Source organism: Hymenobacter terrigena, from assembly GCF_054776515.1.
Window position 1 is genome coordinate 1,602,661 of sequence record NZ_BAAHBU010000001.1, and the last position, 19,194, is coordinate 1,621,854.

Annotated in this window: 17 protein-coding genes; 8 read left to right on the forward strand and 9 right to left on the reverse strand. The window is 63.4% G+C overall.

What is annotated here, in order from left to right:
• Positions 1-27: 27 nt before the first annotated feature.
• Together ACYU7Q_RS06620 and ACYU7Q_RS06625 are read right to left on the reverse strand one after the other, a co-directional pair.
• Positions 28-603 (reverse strand): dihydrofolate reductase family protein, encoded by a 576-nt coding sequence (locus ACYU7Q_RS06620; RefSeq protein ID WP_460608641.1) that lies wholly within the window; start codon positions 601-603, stop codon positions 28-30.
• A 198-nt stretch (positions 604-801) separates the two neighbouring features.
• Positions 802-3,039 (reverse strand): TonB-dependent receptor, encoded by a 2,238-nt coding sequence (locus tag ACYU7Q_RS06625; RefSeq protein WP_460608642.1) that lies wholly within the window; start codon positions 3,037-3,039, stop codon positions 802-804.
• 321 nt (positions 3,040-3,360) lie between these two features.
• On the opposite strand from ACYU7Q_RS06625, the gene ACYU7Q_RS06630 reads away from it, so the two are divergent.
• The 4 genes from ACYU7Q_RS06630 to ACYU7Q_RS06645 all read left to right on the forward strand — a co-directional run bounded on the left by ACYU7Q_RS06630 (position 3,361) and on the right by ACYU7Q_RS06645 (position 6,975).
• Positions 3,361-4,674, forward strand: a complete 1,314-nt coding sequence (locus ACYU7Q_RS06630; RefSeq protein WP_460608643.1) for a PAS domain-containing protein — start codon at positions 3,361-3,363, stop codon at positions 4,672-4,674.
• A 101-nt stretch (positions 4,675-4,775) separates the two neighbouring features.
• The gene (locus ACYU7Q_RS06635) at positions 4,776-5,135 is read left to right on the forward strand and encodes a hypothetical protein (protein ID WP_460608644.1); all 360 of its coding nucleotides are present in this window, start codon (positions 4,776-4,778) and stop codon (positions 5,133-5,135) included.
• 113 nt (positions 5,136-5,248) lie between these two features.
• The gene (locus tag ACYU7Q_RS06640; RefSeq protein ID WP_460608645.1) at positions 5,249-6,574 is read left to right on the forward strand and encodes a PAS domain-containing protein; all 1,326 of its coding nucleotides are present in this window, start codon (positions 5,249-5,251) and stop codon (positions 6,572-6,574) included.
• Between the two features lie 50 nt (positions 6,575-6,624).
• The gene (locus tag ACYU7Q_RS06645; protein ID WP_460608646.1) at positions 6,625-6,975 is read left to right on the forward strand and encodes a hypothetical protein; all 351 of its coding nucleotides are present in this window, start codon (positions 6,625-6,627) and stop codon (positions 6,973-6,975) included.
• 33 nt (positions 6,976-7,008) lie between these two features.
• Here ACYU7Q_RS06645 and ACYU7Q_RS06650 read toward each other — a convergent pair whose 3' ends face one another.
• Positions 7,009-7,776, reverse strand: a complete 768-nt coding sequence (locus ACYU7Q_RS06650) for a TatD family hydrolase (protein ID WP_460608647.1) — start codon at positions 7,774-7,776, stop codon at positions 7,009-7,011.
• A 153-nt stretch (positions 7,777-7,929) separates the two neighbouring features.
• Here ACYU7Q_RS06650 and ACYU7Q_RS06655 point away from each other — a divergent pair, with 153 nt between their 5' ends.
• Together ACYU7Q_RS06655 and ACYU7Q_RS06660 are read left to right on the forward strand one after the other, a co-directional pair.
• Positions 7,930-8,319 carry a BlaI/MecI/CopY family transcriptional regulator gene (locus ACYU7Q_RS06655; protein WP_460608648.1) on the forward strand — a complete coding sequence of 130 codons (390 nt, stop codon included), beginning with the start codon at positions 7,930-7,932 and terminating at the stop codon, positions 8,317-8,319.
• Complete coding sequence (locus ACYU7Q_RS06660) at positions 8,309-9,796, forward strand: M56 family metallopeptidase (RefSeq protein WP_460608649.1); 1,488 nt, start codon at positions 8,309-8,311, stop codon at positions 9,794-9,796. The genes ACYU7Q_RS06655 and ACYU7Q_RS06660 overlap by 11 nt, the downstream gene beginning before the upstream one ends.
• A 156-nt stretch (positions 9,797-9,952) precedes the next feature.
• On the opposite strand, the gene ACYU7Q_RS06665 is transcribed toward ACYU7Q_RS06660, so the two are convergent.
• From ACYU7Q_RS06665 to ACYU7Q_RS06685, 5 genes are read right to left on the reverse strand one after another with little or no spacing between them, the layout of a single operon-like run.
• The gene (locus tag ACYU7Q_RS06665) at positions 9,953-11,071 is read right to left on the reverse strand and encodes a glycosyltransferase family protein (RefSeq protein ID WP_460608650.1); all 1,119 of its coding nucleotides are present in this window, start codon (positions 11,069-11,071) and stop codon (positions 9,953-9,955) included.
• Positions 11,068-11,748 carry a polysaccharide deacetylase family protein gene (locus ACYU7Q_RS06670; RefSeq protein WP_460608651.1) on the reverse strand — a complete coding sequence of 227 codons (681 nt, stop codon included), beginning with the start codon at positions 11,746-11,748 and terminating at the stop codon, positions 11,068-11,070. The genes ACYU7Q_RS06665 and ACYU7Q_RS06670 overlap by 4 nt, the downstream gene beginning before the upstream one ends.
• Entirely contained in the window at positions 11,748-12,293 is a 546-nt protein-coding gene (locus tag ACYU7Q_RS06675) for a hypothetical protein (RefSeq protein WP_460608652.1), read from the reverse strand. Before ACYU7Q_RS06675 ends, ACYU7Q_RS06670 begins: the two co-directional genes overlap by 1 nt.
• 60 nt (positions 12,294-12,353) lie before the next feature.
• Complete coding sequence (locus tag ACYU7Q_RS06680; protein ID WP_460608653.1) at positions 12,354-13,514, reverse strand: glycosyltransferase family 4 protein; 1,161 nt, start codon at positions 13,512-13,514, stop codon at positions 12,354-12,356.
• A complete protein-coding gene (locus ACYU7Q_RS06685) occupies positions 13,511-14,941 on the reverse strand; it encodes an oligosaccharide flippase family protein (protein WP_460608738.1) in 1,431 nt (476 codons plus the stop codon). Before ACYU7Q_RS06685 ends, ACYU7Q_RS06680 begins: the two co-directional genes overlap by 4 nt.
• 187 nt (positions 14,942-15,128) lie before the next feature.
• On the opposite strand from ACYU7Q_RS06685, the gene ACYU7Q_RS06690 reads away from it, so the two are divergent.
• Together ACYU7Q_RS06690 and ACYU7Q_RS06695 are read left to right on the forward strand one after the other, a co-directional pair.
• Positions 15,129-16,196, forward strand: a complete 1,068-nt coding sequence (locus ACYU7Q_RS06690) for a GumC domain-containing protein (protein ID WP_460608654.1) — start codon at positions 15,129-15,131, stop codon at positions 16,194-16,196.
• Positions 16,193-17,719 (forward strand): O-antigen ligase family protein, encoded by a 1,527-nt coding sequence (locus tag ACYU7Q_RS06695; RefSeq protein ID WP_460608655.1) that lies wholly within the window; start codon positions 16,193-16,195, stop codon positions 17,717-17,719. The genes ACYU7Q_RS06690 and ACYU7Q_RS06695 overlap by 4 nt, the downstream gene beginning before the upstream one ends.
• A 148-nt stretch (positions 17,720-17,867) precedes the next feature.
• Here ACYU7Q_RS06695 and ACYU7Q_RS06700 read toward each other — a convergent pair whose 3' ends face one another.
• Positions 17,868-19,172 carry a PP2C family protein-serine/threonine phosphatase gene (locus tag ACYU7Q_RS06700; RefSeq protein WP_460608656.1) on the reverse strand — a complete coding sequence of 435 codons (1,305 nt, stop codon included), beginning with the start codon at positions 19,170-19,172 and terminating at the stop codon, positions 17,868-17,870.
• Between the last annotated feature and the right edge of the window lie 22 nt (positions 19,173-19,194).

A 19,194-nucleotide genomic window follows, 5' to 3' on the forward strand; every position in this document is an offset into this window, starting at 1 on the left:
TTGGCGAGCCGGCCCCGGGGTCCACGGCTACCCGGGCAGCGCCCCGACGTGCCGATAAGTGGTGATGAGCACGCCCGAGGGCGTGGTCTGCGAGCCGACGAAGGCCAGCTCGCGGGCGGCAATGCGGTCCGAAAATAGGCGCTTGCCCGGACCCAGCAGCACGGGGTACGTCAGCAGCACCACCTCGTCTACCAGCCCCGCGTCGAGCAGCCCGGAGGTGAGCGTGGAGCTGCCCCACACGATAAGGTTGGGGTCGGCGGTGGCCTTGAGGCGGCGAATGTCGGCCGCCACGTCGGGTCCCAGCCCCTGGGCCGGCCCCCAGGCCAGGCTGTCGGGCCGGTGGGTGGCCACGTATTTGGTGGCCGCATTTATCCCCTTCGCAACCGGTGTACCGCCAGCTGTGGGCCAGTAGCCGGCCCAGAGGTCGTAGGTGCGGCGGCCCAGCAGCAAATCGAAGTTACTGCCCTGGGCTTCCAGCACAGCGGCCAGCCCGGCCGGAGTGCGGTAGGGTGTCGTCCAGTCGCCGTGCGTGAAGTGGGCGTCGTTTTCGTGTTGGATGACGCCATCCAGGGAGATGTGGGCCAGGATGCTAAGCTTTCTCATGGGGCTGTGGGTGGGTGAATGACTGGCACAAAGGTGAGGCGAACGACACACTTGCAACAGGGCAAATCATGCCAAAAAAGGCGGCTGTTTGCGGCGCATGTGGGGCCAGTTTGGCTGCGTGCCCAAACGGCGTGACCACGGGCGTTGAAAACGCCAGTCCAGTCGGCATGCGTCGCAGACGCGTACCAGCAAATACTATTAATCCGGTCGCTTCTCCAAATCCACTTTCGTGGTCTTATTAATCGAGATGAACACGCCCACGAACAGCATCCTGGGCGCGGGCGGCAGCACCGCTGCGCTGCGGAACTGCCCGCCGGCATCGGGCGAGCCGGCGAAGGTGTAGCCGTAGATGTTCTGGCGGTTGAGCACGTTGCTGGCCGAGACGTACACAATGGTGTACTGCTTGAACCAGTGGGTGAGGTAGCTCACATTCAGGCTCAGGTCCTGGTAGGCGGGCAGGGTGGCCTGGTTGTAGCCGGGTTGGTTGGGGTCGAAGTAGCGGCGGCCGCTGCCGTAGCTGTAGGTGAAGCCAAACTGGGTGTGCATTTTGGCCACGTAGTACTTGCCCACCACGCTCAGGTTGTGCCGGGCGGCGAAGGTGGGGATGGCCGCCACGGGGTCGGCCCGGTACTGGCGGCGGGTGTCGAGCAGGCCGTAGCTAACCCAATAATCGGCCATTTTGAAGGTGCCGCGGTCGCGGAACAGCACGTCGAGGCCGCGGGCGTAGCCGCTGCCGGCGTTCTGGTAGCCAGCCGGGTTGTAAATGTTGGCGCGGTCGTAGGTCACAAGCTGGCGGTAGTTTTTCTGGTAGGCTTCGGCGCGCAGGGTGCGGTCGTGCACGGTGCGCTCAAACAGCAGGCTGTAATGCTCGGCCCGCTCGAAGTTGAGAGCGTGGTTGACGCGCAGCAAATCGGTGGTAGGCGTTTGGTAGAAGTAGCCCCAAGCGGCCGAGAGCTGGCTGTGCTCGCCGGTTTTGTAGGCCAGGCCCAGGCGCGGCGCGGCATTGAACTGGTGCAGCAGCGCCGAATACTCGGCCCGCGCGCCCACGCGGGCGGCCAGGCGGTGGCTCAGCACCATCTCGCTTTCCGCGAAGCCGCTGCCGCGCTGCTCATTCACGGCCAGGGCCAGCGTACTTGCTTCGGCCGAGGACTGGTACTGCTGGCGGTAGCGCTGGGCGTAGCCTTCGAGGCCCATTTTGAGGTTGAACCAGGTGCTGGCCGAGTCGTTGGTGAGCACGAGCCGGGCCACGGCCGACTGGTCGAGGTCGCGCACCGACTGCACGTCGGGGCGAATCAGGTTATCATCCACGGTCAGGGCCAGGCCGGTGTTCAGGCTCCAGCCGCGGCGCAGCGGGGCGCGGTAGGTGGCGTTGAGGTAGGCGTTGTCGTTGCCGAGCGTAATGGGGTGGCCATCGGCGGCATAGGCGGGGCTGGGGTCGGGCTGGCGCAGAGCCAGGCGCTGGCGGCTGTAGGTGCTGTAGATTTTCAGCATGCCGGCCTCCCCTACTTTGTGGGCCACTTTGAGCGAGCCGCCCAGCGCCAGCGGAGCGCGGTCCCAGCCCAGGTTCTGGGGCACAAGGTTGTAGTAGGGCGCGAGGTTGGTGTAGTCGGCGCTCACGGCCACGCTGGTGCGCTCCCAGCGCCGGGTGCGGCCCAGGCTGCCGCCCACCGACATCAGCGAGATGCTCGACTGCGTCTCCGGGGCTAAATCCGTCGAGTTCTGCACCACCACCGCGCTCAGTGCCTGCCCGTACTCGGCCGAGTAGCCACCCGTGCTGAACACCAATCCTTTAAACAGGAAAGGCGAAAACCGGCCCCGCGACGCCACGTTGGGCACCGCGCCGCCGTAGGGCGTCTGTACGGGCAGGCCGTCGATGTAGTACTTGGTTTCCGAAGCCGCCCCGCCGCGCACAAACAGCTTGCCGTCCTCCCCCACCCGCGTGGTGCCGGGCAGGGCATTCAGGGCGCCGGCTACGTCGCCGAGGGCCCCGGCCGTGGTCACAATGTCGATGGGCTTGAGCAGGGTGCCGCGCTTGGTGTCGCTGGCCTCGAAGGCCCCGGCCGTCACCACCACGTCGCCAAGGGCGGCGGGATTCAATTTCAGCCGGATATTGGGCAGGCTGATGGGGCCTTCGCCCAGGTTCACGAGCAGCTCCTGCGGCACGTAGCCGATGAAGCTGACCACGAGCACGGCCGGGCCGGCGGCGTGGTCGGTGCGGAAATCGAAGCGGCCCAGCGAGTCGGTGCTGGCCCCGTCGAAGGTGCTTTTCAGGAACACGTTCACGCCTGGCAGGGGCTGGCCGGCGGCGTCGCGCACCACGCCGTGGAGCGACTGAGTGGCGGGGTGACTGAGCGATTTTTGGGCCGGGGCGTTTTGGGCCAGGGCAGCGGGCGTGGCGCTCAGCAGCAGGAGCAGCGGAAGTAGCGAGGTTTTCATGGGGCGGGCGTTTTGATGGCTCAAAGGTGCCTGCGCCTCTTGCCGGTGTTCAACTTCCCGTTTCCGAACCGTCGGATGAAGCGGATGAACCGTCGAGCCTGGTGATGAGTTGAGCCAGAATTTCTGACACTTCAGCCTCAAAAATTGGATAATTCCAACCGTAACGGCCCGCGTCTCGTACTTCTGACAGCGCCCCCGCCACGACATGTAGCGCCAACAGTCCAGACTACTTTTCCCGGTCTGCCGGCTTAGAAACCACCTTCACGGCATCATCATTCTTGCCCGCCGAAGTTTGCGGCACCATCCAGTTTAGTACGCTTCATGGCTGACACTTCTTTGCCCATCGATTACCAGGCCCTGTTTCAGGCCCTGCCCGGCTCCTACCTGCTGCTGGCTCCCGATGGCACCGTGCTCGATAATTCTGACCAGCATGTCGGCGTGTCGCTGCTGCCCCGGGCCCAGGCCGTGGGCCGCAATATCTTCGACGCCTACCCTTCGGCCCCCGAAAGCCAGCGCGACCTGCACGCCTCGCACGAGCAGGTGCGCCGCACCCTGCGCCCCGACACCATGCCCCTGCTGCGCTACGACCTGGAACGCCCCGCCGAACTGGGCGGCGGCACCGAGGAGCGGTACTGGCAAGTCACGCACTTTCCCATTCTTGATGCCCAGGGCCAGTTGCAATACATCCTGCAAATGCCGCAGGACGTGACGGCCGCGCACCGCGCCGGCCTCGCCGCAACCGAAGCCCAGCAGGCCCTCAACGAATCGCAGCGGCGCACCGAGTTCATTCTCGATAGCCTGCCCGTGATGGTGTGGACCAACCGCCCCGACGGTACGCCCGATTATTTCAATCCGCGCTGGCTGGAGTTCACGGGCAAAACCCACGAGCAGCTGCTGGCAGAAGCGGCATGGGACGAGCTGACCTACCCCGGCGACCGCGCCGGGCTGGTGCAAGCCTGGCAGGAGGCGCTGCGCGAGGGCCGGCTGTTTCAACACGAGTACCGCCTGCGCCGCCACGACGGCCAGTACCGCTGGCTCCTGCTGCGGGTTTCGCCCCGGCGCGATGAGGCCGGCCAGATTATCATGTGGGTAGGCGCGGCCAGCGACATCCACGAGCAGCGCCAGATGGTGCAGGAGCTCCTCACTGCCAACGAACACCAGGCCGTCCTCTCCGAACAGGCCTACCAGCAGTTCCAGAAGGCCGAAAGCCAGCGCGAGACCTACGAAAACCTGTTCTCCCAGGCCCCGGCCCTCATCTGCATCCTGCGCGGGCCCGAGCACCGCTACGAATTCGTGAACCCGCGCTACCAGCAAATTTTTCCGCACCGCCAGTTGGTGGGCCTGCCCGTGGCCGAAGCCCTGCCCGAAGTCAAAGACCAGGGCATTATTGAATTGCTGGACAAAGTGTACCAGACCGGCGAAACCTTCGAAGCCCACGAGCTGCCCTTGCAGCTGGACCGCGACGCCAGCGGCGAGCTGCATACCTATTACTTCAATTTCACTTATCAGCAGTTTCGCGAGAATGGCCAGTCGGCCGGCATCATGGTCTTTGCCTACGAGGTTTCCGACCTCGTGCGCGCCCGCCAGGCGCTGGAAAAGCTGCGCGATGCCAGCCCCGACGCCTCCTTGGCCTGATTTGTGGTAGGCCGCCCGCAACCATTAGCGCGGCTGGCGGCTCTTCAGTCACCAGTCGTCCGGCCCCCAGGGCCTCCGTTCTATTCTTTTTTCTCCCTTCTATGCCTCTTACTTCGTTCGACTTTCAGCAGGCCCGCGTGAAGCAGGTGCTGTTTAAGTCGCGGCTGCGCTCCGTGCTCTACGGCGTGCGAGAGGCCGAACCCAGCCTCTTTTCGCCCCTGGAAAACCCGTTGGGCCAGTGGCTGCACACCGTGCTCCAGCCCCAGCACGGCACCCACCCCGAGGTGCGCGAGCTCGACCGCACCGTGCAGCAGATGCTGCGCACCGGCCAGGACCTGGCCACCCGCTACCAGCGCGGCCACATCGAGGAAGCCCGCACCGGCCTCGACCAAATCAACACCTTCGCCGACCACATCGAAGCCCTGCTCCTTTCCCTGGAGCGCGGCCTGGCCGTGGCCTAAACCCTCTAACGGCCGGCATTGCGTAGTGTGCCGCTGGCCGTACTTTTAAGGCTTCAATTGCCGGCCCCTGGCCGTTTCCGCTTGTATTGCGTTTCGTTTCCCTGTTTGACAAAATGACTGCCTTCATTGCTTCCCCCGATTATCAGCGCCTGTTTCGCTCTTTGCCTGAAAACCTGCTGTTGATGATGCCTGATGCTACCATCGTCGACAACACCGACGGCCACGTAGCAGCTTCGCTGAAACCCCGGGCCGAGGTGGTGGGCAAAACGCTGTTTGAAGCCTTCCCATCGGTGGACCAGAACGAGGGCGACGTTATTTTTCAATCGCATGAGCACGTGCGCCAGCACCATACGCCGCACACAATGCCCCTCATTCGCTACGACCTGGCCCTGCCCGCCGAGCAGGGCGGCGGTTTCGAGGAAATGTACTGGCAGGCCACCCACTACCCCATCCTGAACGAGCAGGGCGAGCTGGAATACATCCTGCAACGCACCGAAAACGTGACCGAGGCGCACCGCGCTGCCCTGCGCGCCGCCCAGGTGCAGCGCGACCTCGACGAGGCCCAGGACCGCACCCGCTTCATGCTCGAAAACCTGCCCGTCCTCATCTGGACGGCCGCCGCCGACGGCCACCGCGACTACTTCAACTCCCGCTGGCTCGCCTTCACCGGCAAGCCCTTGGCCGAGCAAACCGGCCTGCAATGGACCGAAGCCATTCACGACGAAGACCGCGCCCGCGTGCTCGCCACCTGGCAGCACTCCGTCAAAACCGGCGACCTATACCAGGTGGAATACCGCCTGCGCCGCCACGATGGCCAATACCGCTGGATTTTGGTGCGCGCCGTGCCCCGCCGCGATGCCGAGGGCCGCATCAACCTCTGGGTAGGCGGCGCTACCGACATCCACGAGCAGCGCCAGATGGTGCAGGAGCTCTTGACGGCCAACGAACAGCAGGCCGCCCTCTCCGAGCAGGCCTACCAGATGTATCAGAAGGCCGAGAACCAGCGCGAAACCTACGAGAATCTGTTCACGCAGGCCCCGGCCATGATATGCATCCTGCGCGGGCCCGAACACCGCTACGAGTTCGTGAACCCGACTTACCAGCAGCTGTTTCCGCACCGCCAGCTGGTGGGGCGCACCGTGGCCGAAGTGATACCCGAAGTCAAAGACCAGGGCATCATCACCATTCTCGACGATGTGTTCCGCACCGGAGAAACATTTCACGGCAACGAGCTAAAAATGCAGCTCGAGCGTGACGCCACCAGCGTACTCAAGGACAGCTATTTCAATTTTATCTACCAACAGTTCCGCGAAAACGGCGAGCCGGCTGGTATTATGGTATTTGCCTTCGAGGTTACCGACCTGGTAATGGCCCGCAAGGCCCTGGAGCAGGTGCGCAACGCCGCCACCGATGCCCTCGACAATGCCACAGGCGGCTAAAACCGGCGTATCTTTGCGGTCCTTTCTGCCCGACTTTTTCAGCTCCCAGCATGCCTCTATCTTCTTTCGACTTTCAGCAAGCCCGCGTGAAGCAGGTGCTGTTTAAGTCGCGGCTGCGCTCGGTGCTCTACGGCGTGCGTGAAGCCGAGCCGGGCCTGTTTTCCTTTACCGAAAACCCGCTGGGCCAGTGGATTCAAACCGTGCTCAAGCCCCAGGCCCCCGGCCAGCCCGCCGTGCGCGAGCTCGAACACGTCCTCCAACGCATGCTCAACACCGGCCAGGACCTGGCCAACCGCTACCAGCGCGGCCACCTCGAAGAAGCCCGCGCCGGCCTCGACCAGGTCAACGCCTACTCCGACCAGATTGAAAGCCTGCTCACCAGCCTGGAACGCGCCGCGTAAAGCGGTTTGGGAGCTTAAAACGACGTCTGGTTATCACAGATTGAACAGCGCCGCCGCGTTGCGCGTGGTGGCTTCGGCCACCTCCGTCTCGGGCAGGGCCAGCAGCGAGGCCACGCGGCGCAGCACCAGCGGCAGATAGGCCGGCTCGTTGCGCTTGCCCCGGTGCGGCACGGGCGCCAGGTACGGGCAGTCGGTTTCGAGCAGCAGGTGCTCCAGCCCAATGCCGGGCAGCACCTTGTCGGCCCCGCCATTCTTAAAGGTGGCCACGCCGCCGATGCCCAGCTTAAAGCCTAGTTTGATAGCCTGCTCGGCCTCCTCGGGCGTACCGGAGAAGCAGTGGAACACGCCTCGTAGGGTGCCATCCTGCGCGGCTTCGACCAGCGCCACGGTTTCGGCAAAAGCCTCGCGGGTGTGCAGCACGATGGGCAGACTGTGCTTTTTGGCCAGGTCGAGCTGAATTTTCAGGGCCTGCTGCTGCTCGGCCAGCAGGGTTTTGTCCCAGTGCAAATCAAGCCCGGCCTCGCCTACGGCGGCGAAAGGGCGGCGGCCCAGCCACGTTTCCACCTCGTACAGCTGCTGCTCAAAATTGCGCGTGACCGAGCACGGGTGCAGGCCCATCATGGCGAAACAGGTTTCCGGGGCCTCGGCTTCCAGCTCCAGCATGGCGTCGATGGTGCTGTGGTCGACGTTGGGCATGACGATGGTGCGCACGCCGGCTTCCTGGGCGCGGCGCAGGGCGTCGAGGCGGTCGGGCCGGAACTGTTCGGAGTAGAGATGGGCGTGCGAATCGGTGATGTGCATAGTGGGGCAAAGGTCGGGCGAAGGTGCGGGCCGACAACAATTTTGCAAAGCAAAAAGCGTCTTACGAACTCAAAAACGACTATCAACGGATGAATCAGTTTCAAAACTGAAAAATAAGTTTTAAAACTGATTCATCCGTTATACATTTGATTCATGGAAGAATTGACTAAAACCGAAGAGCGCATCATGCAGGCGCTGTGGAAGCTGAAGAAGGCGTTCATCAAGGACGTTATCGACCACCTACCCGACGACCCGAAGCCGCCCTACAACACCATTTCGTCGGTAGTGCGCATCTTGGAGCGCAAGGGCTACGTGGGTTTTAAGGCCTATGGCAAGACCTATGAGTACTTCCCGCTCATCAGCAAGATGGAGTACCGGGCCTCCAGCCTGAAGCGCATGCTGGCGCAGTATTTCGACAATTCGCCCACGGCGCTGGTGTCATTTATGGTGGAAGAAACGCTGAGCCAGCGCGAAAAGCAGCAGCTGCTTGACCTGCTCCACGATTCCGAAAACGGCCCCAAACCCGACGGCGATGCTCACTAGCCTCCTGCTCTACCTGGCCGAGGCCAGCTTCTGCATGGCAGTATTTGCCCTGGCCTATCGCCTGCTGCTGGCCGGCCTCACCTATTTCGCCTGGAACCGGGCCTACCTGCTGGGCACGCTGCTTGCGAGCGTGGTGATTCCGCTGCTGGCTTTTCCGGGTTTGGCCGCTTGGCTGGCCAACCCGGCCACCGCGCCGACCGTGGCCCAACTGCCGTTCCGCCTCAACTGGCAGCTGAATGCGCCGCCGGCCCACACGGTGGCAGCGCCCACAGCCGGCGGTCCGGATTGGCTAGCGCTGCTGTTTACCGGAGCCGTGATTATTTACGCATCGGGGGCACTCTACAAGCTGGTTAGGGCCGTGCGCAACGTGCAGGCGCTGCGCCAACTGGCGCGGCGCAATCCGCAAACTGAGCTGGGCACTTTTGCCATTGTGCATCTGCCTGAACCTAGCCTGCCGGCGTTTTCCTTCGGGCGGCACGTGTTTTTGTCGCCGCAGCACGGGGCGCTGAGCCCGGCCGAGCGGCAGCAGCTGTTGCTGCACGAGGAAGTGCACGTCCGACAGCACCACACCGTGGATTTATTGCTGGTGGAGGCGCTGGGCGTGGTTTTTTGGTTCAACGGCGCGGTGGCGTACATCGGCCGGCAGCTAAAAGTGGTGCACGAATATCTGACCGACGCAGCCGTGGCCCGCACCCAGGCCAGCGCCACTCCCTACGGGGAGCTGCTGATAAAGCTGGCGGCGCAGCAATTGCCCTTTGCCCTGGTCCATGCCTTCTCCCACAAACAAATTTTCCTGCGAATCCACATGCTCACTCAACCAACTTCCTCTCCCATGAAAAAGCTTCGTTTTCTGCTCATTGTGCCCGTATTTGCCTTCACCTGGGCGGCCACAGCCTGCGTCGGCTCACCGGCTCCGGAAACTGCGGTTCCGGCTGCTAATTCAGCTAATTCCTCGGCTGCGCCAGCGGCGGGGCGCATTGGCCGCATCAGCTGGCAGGGCAATACGTTCTTGTCGACGGCCGAGCTGAACCAGGCGCTGGGCCTCAAACCCGGTGATGCCTACGACTCTGCCGCCGTGGCCCGCCGGATAAGCTTCGACCCCAAGGGCGGCGATATCACTTCGCGCTACATGGACCACGGCTACCTGTTTTTCTCGGTAACGCCCAAAGCCACCCGCCAGCCCGACGGCACTACCGACCTGACTTTCAACATTTCCGAAGGCCGGAAAGCGCAGATTGGCCGCATCACCATCACGGGCAACACCAAAACTTCCACGGCCGCCCTGCTCAAGCTGATTCCACTGCGCTCGGGCGAGGATTTCAGCCGGGCCAAGCTGATGGAAACGCAACGCATTTTGGCCCAGCAAGGTGAGTTTGACCCCAATAAAGTGGGCATCAACTCCGCACCGGTAATGCGGCCTAATGAGTCTACCGACCTGGTAAATATTGCGCTGGTTGTGGTAGAAAAAGCTAAGTAATGGCTTCCTGCGGGGCTTGCCCCCGCCCGCCGTTGAACAGCCAATGCTGGTTTCGTTCAACGGCGGGTGGGGGCAAGCCCCGCACCCTACTTGGTTATTGACTCTGAAAACAATACGGCCGGATTGAAATGCTTTGGGATACGGTGGCAGCAACAGCTACTCGTAGCTTCTCCCCTTCCACACCACTTTCCCGCCGCTCAGCTGAAACACCAGAATGGCCGCCGTCAGGCCGAGCGTGTACAGTTCGAACAACGGCAGTAGCCACCAGCGCAGCCGCAGGCCGGCCCGGTGGTGCGCTGCCGCTGCCAGCGCGCCCTGCACCAGCACTTTAACGCCCCAGATACCAAGCGCCACGGCCGGCCCCGCCAGCGCCGCCACGCCCGCCAGAGCCGGCCAGAAACCACTAAAAAACAGCAACTCCATACGCAGACGCAGTGGCAGTCCGGCCACCCCGCGCAGCCAGCGCTTGCGCTGCCGCAGCAACGCCGCCCAGGTGGGCATGGGCAATGAATCGGCCCGGATGTCGGCCTGAAACACCTGCCGGAAGCCGAAACCCGCCGTTAGCACGGCCTGAAAGAGGGCAAAATCCTCGGTCACGGAAAAGGGCAGCGCTTCGTAGCCGCCCGTGGCCTCGTAGGCGGCGCGGGTCACGAGCATGTTGTTGCCCATGGCCGTCACAGGCCGACCCAAGTCGCTCACTACCTGCACCATGCTCAGCGAGAGCAGCCAGTCGATGCCCTGCAACTGGACGAATAAGCGCGGCCCGCGCACGGCCGTGACGCCCGTAACCGTGCCCACGCCCGGCGCGGCATGGGCCAGCAGGCCGGCTATCCAGGTTCTGGGCAGGCTGATATCGGCATCCGTAATGAAGAAGAAATCGGTGGTGGCCAGGCGGGCCAGATGGGCCAGCACGTTGGCCTTGCCCCGCGCCTGGCCCCGGTTTTCGGAGATGGGAATTATCTGGAACTGACCCTTGAAGCCTTGCATAGCGTGGGCGGCCACGGCGGCGGTGCGGTCGGTACTGCCATCATCGCCGACGAGGATTTCCAGCAATTCAACCGGGTAATCCAACGCCCGCAGGCTGGCCAGGCAGCGCGGCAAGGCGGCTTCTTCGTCGCGGGCGGCAATGAGGATGCTGACGCGGGGCAGCGGCGCAAGCAGCTTTTCGGCCGCTTTGGCCCCACGCCCGCTGGCGAAGCGCCACGCCGTAAACGCCATACCCAGCAGCCACAGCCCCAGGTAAATTAACAGCGCATTCAGCAGCAGCTCACTCACAACGTGGCGAATTGAAAGCCCTGCCCGGCCAGATGGGCCAGCACCCGGGGCAACACATAGCGCAGCCGGGCGCTGGCCTTGCGGCTGTCGTGAAACACGACCACATCGCCGGCCCGAATGGCATCCAAGGCAAACCGCAGGCAGGTTTCCGGGCTCAGGCCGGGGTCATAGTCCCGGGTAAGCACCGACCACATAATGACCCGAAAATCACGTCCCAGCGCAGGCAGCAGCGGCCAGGTAAGCCGGCCGTAGGGCGGGCGGAAAAGCGCTGGGGCCGTTTGCCCAGCCTCATTCAGCAGCTTATCAATTTGCGCCTGACAAACCGCCACGTCAGCCAGGTAATCGGGCCGGGCGGTGGCCCAGGCGCTGCGGTGACGGTGGGTATGGTTGCCGAGGCGGTGGCCGGCGGCCAGAGCGGCGCGGGCAATTTCGGGGTAGCGAACCAGGTTTTCGCCCACGCAGAAAAAGGTGGCTTTAGCTTGAAACAGAGCCAATTGCTCCAGCACCCACGGCGTTTCTTCGGGGATGGGGCCGTCGTCGAACGTGAGGTAGACGACGGGCGCGCCGGCGGGCGTGGTGGCCGGACCGGTCCACTCACAGCCGGGCAGCAGGGCGTGCAGCAGCCGGGGCGGGCGCGTGAGCACGGCCGCTTCGAGCCAGGCAGACGAAGCACTCATCAGGAACGGACGATGCGCATGAAGGGCACGCTGTTATCGGGCAGCGGACCGAGCACGGTCGCCAAGGCTTCGAGGAAAGCATCGGCTGTGTTAGGGCGGCCGCCGGCGGGGCCACGGACTAAGTGGCGGTGCACATCGCCGGCCCATTCGCCCACCACGGTGGGCGTGCCGGCGGGGCCGCTCAGGCCCAGCGTGGCTTCGAGGGTGAAGTAGCGAGGGCGCGTTTCTTCGGCTTCGGTTTCGGCGGGTTCATCGTCCTCTTCATATACCAGCGCCGAAAAATGGGCCTCCATGGTGGCCTGGGGCGCGGGCAGATGGAACAGGGCCGTGACCCGCCCGGCTACTTCGTGCCAGCTCAGGCGCAGGCCCCGGGGCGGCACACGGTCGGCGGGAGCCACGTGCTCGGCCGCTTTGTCCCACACGTAATGCAGCAATTCCCTGGCCAGATAGGGGTCGCTGAGTTCGCGGCGCACCGACGAAGGACGACGCCACGCCAATTGCGGCAGCAGAACGTGGGCGAAATTGTAGGGGTGCAAACGGGCCATAACTAGGTGCAAAAGTACGGCCGGCCGGCACTTCGTGCGGTACATACTACCACTTCATAATTACCGCTTGCCGATGGCCTTTTCTATGGTCTGCCACAGCACTTCGGCACTTTGCGCCCACGAAAACCGGCTCATATTGGCGTGTCCCCGGGCCACCAATTGGTGGCGCAGGTCGGCATCGTTCCACAAACGGGCCAGGCCGGCGGCAATGCTGCCGACATCGCGCGGGTCGACCAGCAGCGCGCCGCCCTCCCCCGCCACCTCCGGCATCGAGCTGACGTCCGAGGTAAGCACCGGGCAGCCGCTGGCCTGCGCCTCCACAATCGGAATCCCAAAACCCTCGAAATAAGGCACGTACACCGTAGCCCGGGCCGCCGCGTAGAGGCCGGCCAGTTCGGCATCGGCCACGCGGCCGGTGAAATGCACGGCATTCTGATGGCGCATTTGCTCATAAGCAGCGAGGATGGGGCCGGCTTTCCAGGCCTTGCGGCCCACGATGAGCAGTTGGGCATCGGCCACGGCCGCACCGCCGGTGGCTTTGAACTGGTCGAAGGCGCGGAGCAGGTTGCCCAGATTCTTGCGCGGCTGCAAGGCCCCGACGAACAGAAAATACGGCTGCCCGTGGCTGAATTTCCGGCGAATTTCCCGCTGGCTGTGCTCAGTTTGGGGCTGAAATAAATCAGCCGGCGCATTGTAGGCCACGCTGATTTTTTCGGGCGCGGTGCCATAGGTCTGCACAATGTCGGCCTTCGTGGCTTCCGACACGGCCACTATTTGCGCCGAGGCACGGGCGAAACGCGGCGAAAAAAAATGATAGTACTTGCGCTGCAGCAGGCCCACATCGAGCGGAAAATGCTCGAAGGCCAGGTCGTGGATGACCGTAACGCGGGGCACGCTGGTGTTCAGCGCCGTGAAGCCGTCGGGGCTGAGGAAGGCGGCCGGCCGGTGCCGGGCCAGCCACGCCGCCACCGCGCCCTCAAACCACGCCACAAACAGAAACGGATGCCGCGCCGGCGGGTGCAATACGTGCGGCACCACGTTGGGCCCGAACAGGTAGCGAGTATCGTAAGCGCGGTCGAACAGGAAGTGAAACGTGACCTCCGGGTGCTGCGCCACAAGGCGCAGCAGTGTTTCATAGGTAAAGCGGCCGATGCCTTCGAGGTGGTCGCCGGGCAGCAGGAAACGGGTGTTTACGGCGATGTGCAGAGGCGCAGAGGTCATGCTTTCTTACCAGGAATAAGCTGCTTGATTTCGCTTTGCCGCACCAGGCCGGTGCCCAGCACAATCAGCCCAAATACCACGGCCATGATGCCCGCTTCCAGCCACCATTTCAGATACATACCATATTGCAGGCCAGCCCACGCCCCGCACAGCAGCCCGAAGCACAGCAACAGGCGGGCCAGCAGGCGGCCGGGCACGCCCACGCCGGTGCGCCGCACCACCAGCACTAGGTAGCCAACCGATACGGCGGCAGCGCAAACCAATGTATCAACGGAAGCCGCAACAGCTCCGAATTTGGGCAGGAAAACCAAGTTCAGGCCGATGTTGAGGGCAATGCTGAGCGCCACCAGCCAGCTCACAGCGCGCTCGTGGGTGGTGCTGGTGAGCAAGGTGCTGTAGATGGCGAAAAAGCCGTGCACCAGCACGTTGACGAATAATATCTTCAGGCAGAGCGTCATGCGGGCCACTTCGGCCGGGCTACTGTGCTTGAACTGCCAGAACACCACCTCGCCCCGGAAAAAGATGAAGGCCACCACAAACAGCAGCGGCAGCGTGACGATGCGCTGGCCGAAGCGTAGCAGTTCGCGTTGTGCACCGGCATCCTTCGGCACGCTGGCAAACTTGGCAAAAAACAGCGGCAGCACCGTCCAGGCGTACATCATCACGGCGTCGACCCAGCGGTAGGCGCCGGCGTAATAGCCCGCCTCGGTGGGCGAGGCCAGGCGTTCGAGCATCACCATGTCGATGCGCTCATTCACGCCGTAAAGCAGCGTCATGAGGGCGAAGGGCAGACTGGCGCGCAGGGCGGTGCGGGCCACCGGGCCTTTCCAGCGGTACTTCACGCGGCCGAAAAACCGCGTCATCAGCCCGTACAGGATTACTGTAGTGAAGGCCGCCGCGCCCAGCCGCGCGCCCACGTAGCGCGGCAGCGTGAGCCCCACCGGAATGAGCACGAGCACGGCCCCGAGCAGCAGAAATTTTTCGACCACCGAGAGCACGGCGTCGGTGTTGAATTTTTGGTGAGCCTGGAGCGTGCCCCGCAAAAATTGTCCGTACTGGGCCAGTAGCAGGGCCGCGCCCACGGCCGCCAGCAAGGCCAGTTCAGGGCCGCGGTAGCCCAATACCCCGCCCACCACCAGCATGGCGGCCAGGGCCACGAAGTTGAGCGCGCCGCGCAGAGGCAGCAGCGTGGGGAAGGTTTCGGCCATGAAACTAGGCTCGGCCGCTACGCGCTGTACGGCGTAGGGGGTCAGGCCCAAATCGGAAATGGCTGCGACCACCATCGTGAGGGCCGAGAGCGCCGTGATGAGGCCAAATGTGGCGTGTCCGAGCCGGTCCTGCACCAGGTTTTCGACCACCACCCAGCCGGGTTTCACCAGCAGGTTGAGCAGGACGACGAAGCTGATATTGCCAAAAAAGCGTTTGATGCTGGAGGGAGAGCTAGATTCCGAGAACGCGCCCCGGGGCGGGGTGCTTAGCCCGCAAAGCTACGAACCGCGCCGGGGCAGCCGTGCTATTAGGTGCGAAGGGCTATTTTCCGGTTATCTTTGCCGGCCGCTTTGTTGCTCCCTGCCCAACTAATTTTTGCAGGCTGAGCCAGCGGTTTTCCTTTCTATGTCTGCATCTTCTTTCTCGCTGGTGGGCCTGGGTCCCATTATCAACCGCTGGAAATATTTCGTAGCCGGCGCCGTGGCGCTGGCAGCCGTTGTGAGCATCGTGGTGGCCTTGCTGCTGCCCAACATGTACCGCTCCACCGCCGTTTTCATCCCAACCAACCCGCAAACCACTGACCCTGACCGCCTGGTGGACGGCGGCAAGCTGGAGCTCAGCGGTCGGGCCGAGGATTTGGACCGCGCCATCACCATCGGCGAGTCGCAGCCGGTGGCCGAGCTGGTCATCAAAAAATTCAAGCTACACCAGCACTACAAAGCCGGCACGCCCGGCGACGACGCGGCCGACAACGCCGTGCTGAGCGAGTTTAGCAGCAACCTCGACATCGTGCACAACGAGCGCGACGCCATCGAGCTGACCTTCGTCGACAAGGATAAAAACCTGGCCGCCCGCATCGCCAACACGCTGGTGCAGGTCATCGACTCAGTGAACCAGCAGCTGACGCTGGAAAACCGCCGCCAGGTGCTCAACCTCTACCGCCAGCGCTACAACTACCTGAGCACCAGCTACGAGCGCAGCCGCCGCGAGCTGGTGGGGGCCCGCCACCGCTACGGCATCTTCGGGCTTGAAATGCAGGGCCGCTACATGGTGAAGCAGCTCATCGAAACCGAGGCCGCCCTGCGCAAGGCCGAAGCCAGCGGCGGCGACGTGGCCGGCCTCAAGCGCGCACTGCGCGGCCTGACCCGCGCCGATGGCGGCAACCTCATCAACCTGGAAAGCTACGTGGCAGGCACCGACTCACTGGCCATGTTCACGACCCGCGTGGCGGACTTGCAGGGCCGCCTCATCGGGGCACGCTCGGCCTACGAAACGGCAGAGCTTAGCATTAATGGTCATATTTCGAGCGTATACATGGTGCAAAAGGCCTACCCGGCCACCAAGAAATTCAAGCCGGTGCGCTCGCTCATCGTGCTAGGTTCTATGTTGCTCACCTTTGCGCTGTCGGTGGTGTTCATCGCGCTGCTGGAGCTGTACCGCCACAACCGGCCCGGGGCCGTGCGCCCGGCGTGAACCCGCCCGTGAACGAGCGGCTGGGCCGGGTCTGGCGGTCTTTCGATACGCCCCAACTCCTGTTTATGGGGTTTGTGGGGCTGCTGCTGGCCGGTGGTGCGGCGGCGGCCCTGGCCCAGTTACCGGCCCTGTTCCTGCCGGCGCTGCTGGCCATCGGCGTGCTGGTGGCTTTGGTTGAATGGCGCTGGCTCTACTACCTGCTGTTTTTCGTGCTGCCTTTTTCGCAGGAAATCGGCCTGTTTGGGGGGCTGAGCATGGACGTGCCTTCCGAGCCGCTGATGCTGGTGCTCACGGCCTGCGTACTGGGCGCCATGATACTGGGCGTGGGCCACATCCCGCGCCGCGAGCTCATAAACCCGTTGCTGGTCATTTTAGCCCTCATGCTGCTGTGGACGGGCGTCGACCTCCTGTTTTCGGTTGACACGCTGAAGTCCTTTAAGTACCTGTTGGCTAAGGCGTGGTACATCGTGCCTTTCCTGCTGGGCACGCTGCTGATTGTGCGGCGCCCCAACGAAACCTGGCGTTTCGCGGCCGTGTACGTGACCGGGGCCGCCCTGAGTGTGCTGTACGTAGCCAGCCGGCACGCCACCAAGGGCTTTAGCTTCGCCGAAATCAACTGGGCGCTGCACCCGTTTTTTCGCAACCACGTGATTTATGCCGCCATGCTGGCGCTGCTGGTGCCATTTGCCTGGTTTGCCAGTCAGGCCAGCAGCCGGGGCGGCGTGCGGCTGGCGTGGCGCGTGGGGCTGGGCATTGTGCTATTTGGCCTGCTCACTTCCTACACGCGGGCTTCCATCCTGTCGCTGCCCATCGCGGGGCTGTTTTATTTGGTGATGCGCCTGCGCCTTACGCGGCTGCTGCTGCTAGCCGTGGCCGTGGGCGTGACGCTAAGCGTGGTGTATGTGGTGACCGGCGACCGGTACATGGAGTTTGCGCCCAACTACGAGCGCACCGTCTTCAACGGCCAGAACTTCGAAAAGCACCTCGAAGCCACCTACAAATTGCAGGACGTATCGGGCATGGAGCGGGTGTACCGCTGGGTAGCCGCCGCCCGCATGATTGGCGACAAGCCCATCACCGGCAGCGGCGCGGCCACCTTCTACCCCGAATATAAGCGCTACACGGTGAAGAGCTTCCGTACCTACGTGAGCGACAACCCCGAGAAATCCACGACTCACAATTACTTTCTGTTGCAACTGGCCGAGCAGGGAATCCCGGGCTTCCTGCTGTTCGTCACGCTGATAGCCACGTCGCTGTTATTCGCCGAAAACCTCTACCACCGCTCCCGCGCGCAGCCGGCAGTGCGCCGCGTGGTGCTGGCCGCTACGCTCTCGCTGGTCGTTATCATCTTCCACCTCACTCTGAATGAGCTGATTGAAGTGGACAAGATTGGGCCAATATTCTTCATCTGCCTGGCCCTGCTGGTGCGGGCGCAGTCGTGGCTGGAAGAAGGGGCGGAAGCGTCAGCTGAGGCTGTCCTTGCGCGGCCGCAGGCCGTGGCAACCGAAGGTCAGCGAAGCTAATCCTTCCTCTCGAAGCAACCAGCCCTGAGATGTGAAAAGCCCCGACTCCTGGTAGAGCCGGGGCTTTTCACATCTCAGGGCTTAGCACATTGTACAGGATGGATTGCCGCGTTCCGCTGCGCTCCACTCGCAATGACAGAGCAGGACTTTACTTAAACCGGCAGCTAAGAATCGTCACGTCATCAGCAAATTGCGCGTTGTGGGCGCTGAAGGCGTTGATGCTGCGCAGTAGTTCCTGGTGCAGCTTGGGCAGCGGCAGGTAGCGGCTGCGATGCAGCACGGCCAGCACGCCTTCCTCGCCGAATTCGTTGTTGTTCGCGTCGAATACCTCGGTGAGGCCATCGGTGTAGAGCAACAGCAGCGAATGGTGGGGAATTTCGGTTTCGCCCACCCGCAGCAGCGGCAGTTCTTCCATGATGCCGAGCATCACGGTACCCTCTTTCAGCGTGGTTACGGTGCCATTGTCGGCCAGCAGCAGCGGGTCGTTGTGGCCGGCGTTCACGTATTGCAGGCGACGCGTGCGGCGGTTGTAGATACCCAGAAAAGCCGTGATGAACTTCTCGCCGCCCGAATTGCGAAACAGCAAGTGGTTGAGCTCGGGCACGATGGTGACCAGCGGCACGCCCTGGCGCAGCAGCGTGCGCAACCCGGCCTGGAAGTTCGACATGAGCAGCGAGGCGGGCACGCCCTTGCCGCTCACGTCGGCCACGCACAGCAGCAGGCGGTCGGCGTCGATTTCGACCACGTCGTAGTAGTCGCCCCCGATTTCGGTGTGCGGCACGTAGCTGCGCTCGATGGCCAGGTCAGCGTCGTTGGGCAATTTGCGCGGGAAGAGCATGGCCTGCACTTCCTGAGCAATTTCGATTTCCTTGCGCACGGCGGCATCGGCCACGCGCTGGGCCTGGAGGCGGCGGTTTTCCACGGCGCCCATCAGCGTGTTGGCCAGCGAGGTGAGGAAGGGAATGAGCTGCTGGCGGTCGAAATCGGTGCGCAGCCCGCCCACGAACACATAAGCCACCACTTGGCGCTGCCGCAGAATGGGCAGCACCAGCTCATATTTGTCCCAAGCCGGCCCCAGCAGCAGGTCTTCCACTGCGTGCGGCTCTTTTATTTCCCCATCAATCAAAGCAGGCGAAAGCACCAGCTTTTCGGCCGTGGCCAGGTCGGTGCCCAGTGCGAGGCGGGCGCGAAAATGGTGGTCTTCGCGGGCAAACAAAACCAGTTGCACCACGTTGCGCTGGCCCTGCAGGGTGAGGCGCAACATATGGTACAGCTCATCCACGGAGTGGTCGCGGGCGGTCATGTCGTAGGCCACGCCCAGCACCGTATCCAGCTCGAACTGCTTGAGTTGCAGCTGACGACGAAGCTGCTTAAGCTGCTCATCGCGCGCGGCAAGCTCGGCGGCAGAATTTGCCAGTGGTTCGGTGGGAGAATTTGGAGCGACAGCAGGCATGCAGCAAGGTAAGCAATACGCC

Bases quoted from the DNA above. Each gene is read 5' to 3' on its own strand.
- ACYU7Q_RS06620 (WP_460608641.1), bottom strand. From the start codon at position 603: ATGAGAAAGCTTAGCATCCTGGCCCACATCTCCCTGGATGGCGTCATC.
- ACYU7Q_RS06625 (WP_460608642.1), bottom strand. From the start codon at position 3,039: ATGAAAACCTCGCTACTTCCGCTGCTCCTGCTGCTGAGCGCCACGCCC.
- ACYU7Q_RS06630 (WP_460608643.1), top strand. From the start codon at position 3,361: ATGGCTGACACTTCTTTGCCCATCGATTACCAGGCCCTGTTTCAGGCC.
- ACYU7Q_RS06635 (WP_460608644.1), top strand. From the start codon at position 4,776: ATGCCTCTTACTTCGTTCGACTTTCAGCAGGCCCGCGTGAAGCAGGTG.
- ACYU7Q_RS06640 (WP_460608645.1), top strand. From the start codon at position 5,249: ATGACTGCCTTCATTGCTTCCCCCGATTATCAGCGCCTGTTTCGCTCT.
- ACYU7Q_RS06645 (WP_460608646.1), top strand. From the start codon at position 6,625: ATGCCTCTATCTTCTTTCGACTTTCAGCAAGCCCGCGTGAAGCAGGTG.
- ACYU7Q_RS06650 (WP_460608647.1), bottom strand. From the start codon at position 7,776: ATGCACATCACCGATTCGCACGCCCATCTCTACTCCGAACAGTTCCGG.
- ACYU7Q_RS06655 (WP_460608648.1), top strand. From the start codon at position 7,930: ATGGAAGAATTGACTAAAACCGAAGAGCGCATCATGCAGGCGCTGTGG.
- ACYU7Q_RS06660 (WP_460608649.1), top strand. From the start codon at position 8,309: ATGCTCACTAGCCTCCTGCTCTACCTGGCCGAGGCCAGCTTCTGCATG.
- ACYU7Q_RS06670 (WP_460608651.1), bottom strand. From the start codon at position 11,748: ATGAGTGCTTCGTCTGCCTGGCTCGAAGCGGCCGTGCTCACGCGCCCG.
- ACYU7Q_RS06675 (WP_460608652.1), bottom strand. From the start codon at position 12,293: ATGGCCCGTTTGCACCCCTACAATTTCGCCCACGTTCTGCTGCCGCAA.
- ACYU7Q_RS06680 (WP_460608653.1), bottom strand. From the start codon at position 13,514: ATGACCTCTGCGCCTCTGCACATCGCCGTAAACACCCGTTTCCTGCTG.
- ACYU7Q_RS06690 (WP_460608654.1), top strand. From the start codon at position 15,129: ATGTCTGCATCTTCTTTCTCGCTGGTGGGCCTGGGTCCCATTATCAAC.
- ACYU7Q_RS06700 (WP_460608656.1), bottom strand. From the start codon at position 19,172: ATGCCTGCTGTCGCTCCAAATTCTCCCACCGAACCACTGGCAAATTCT.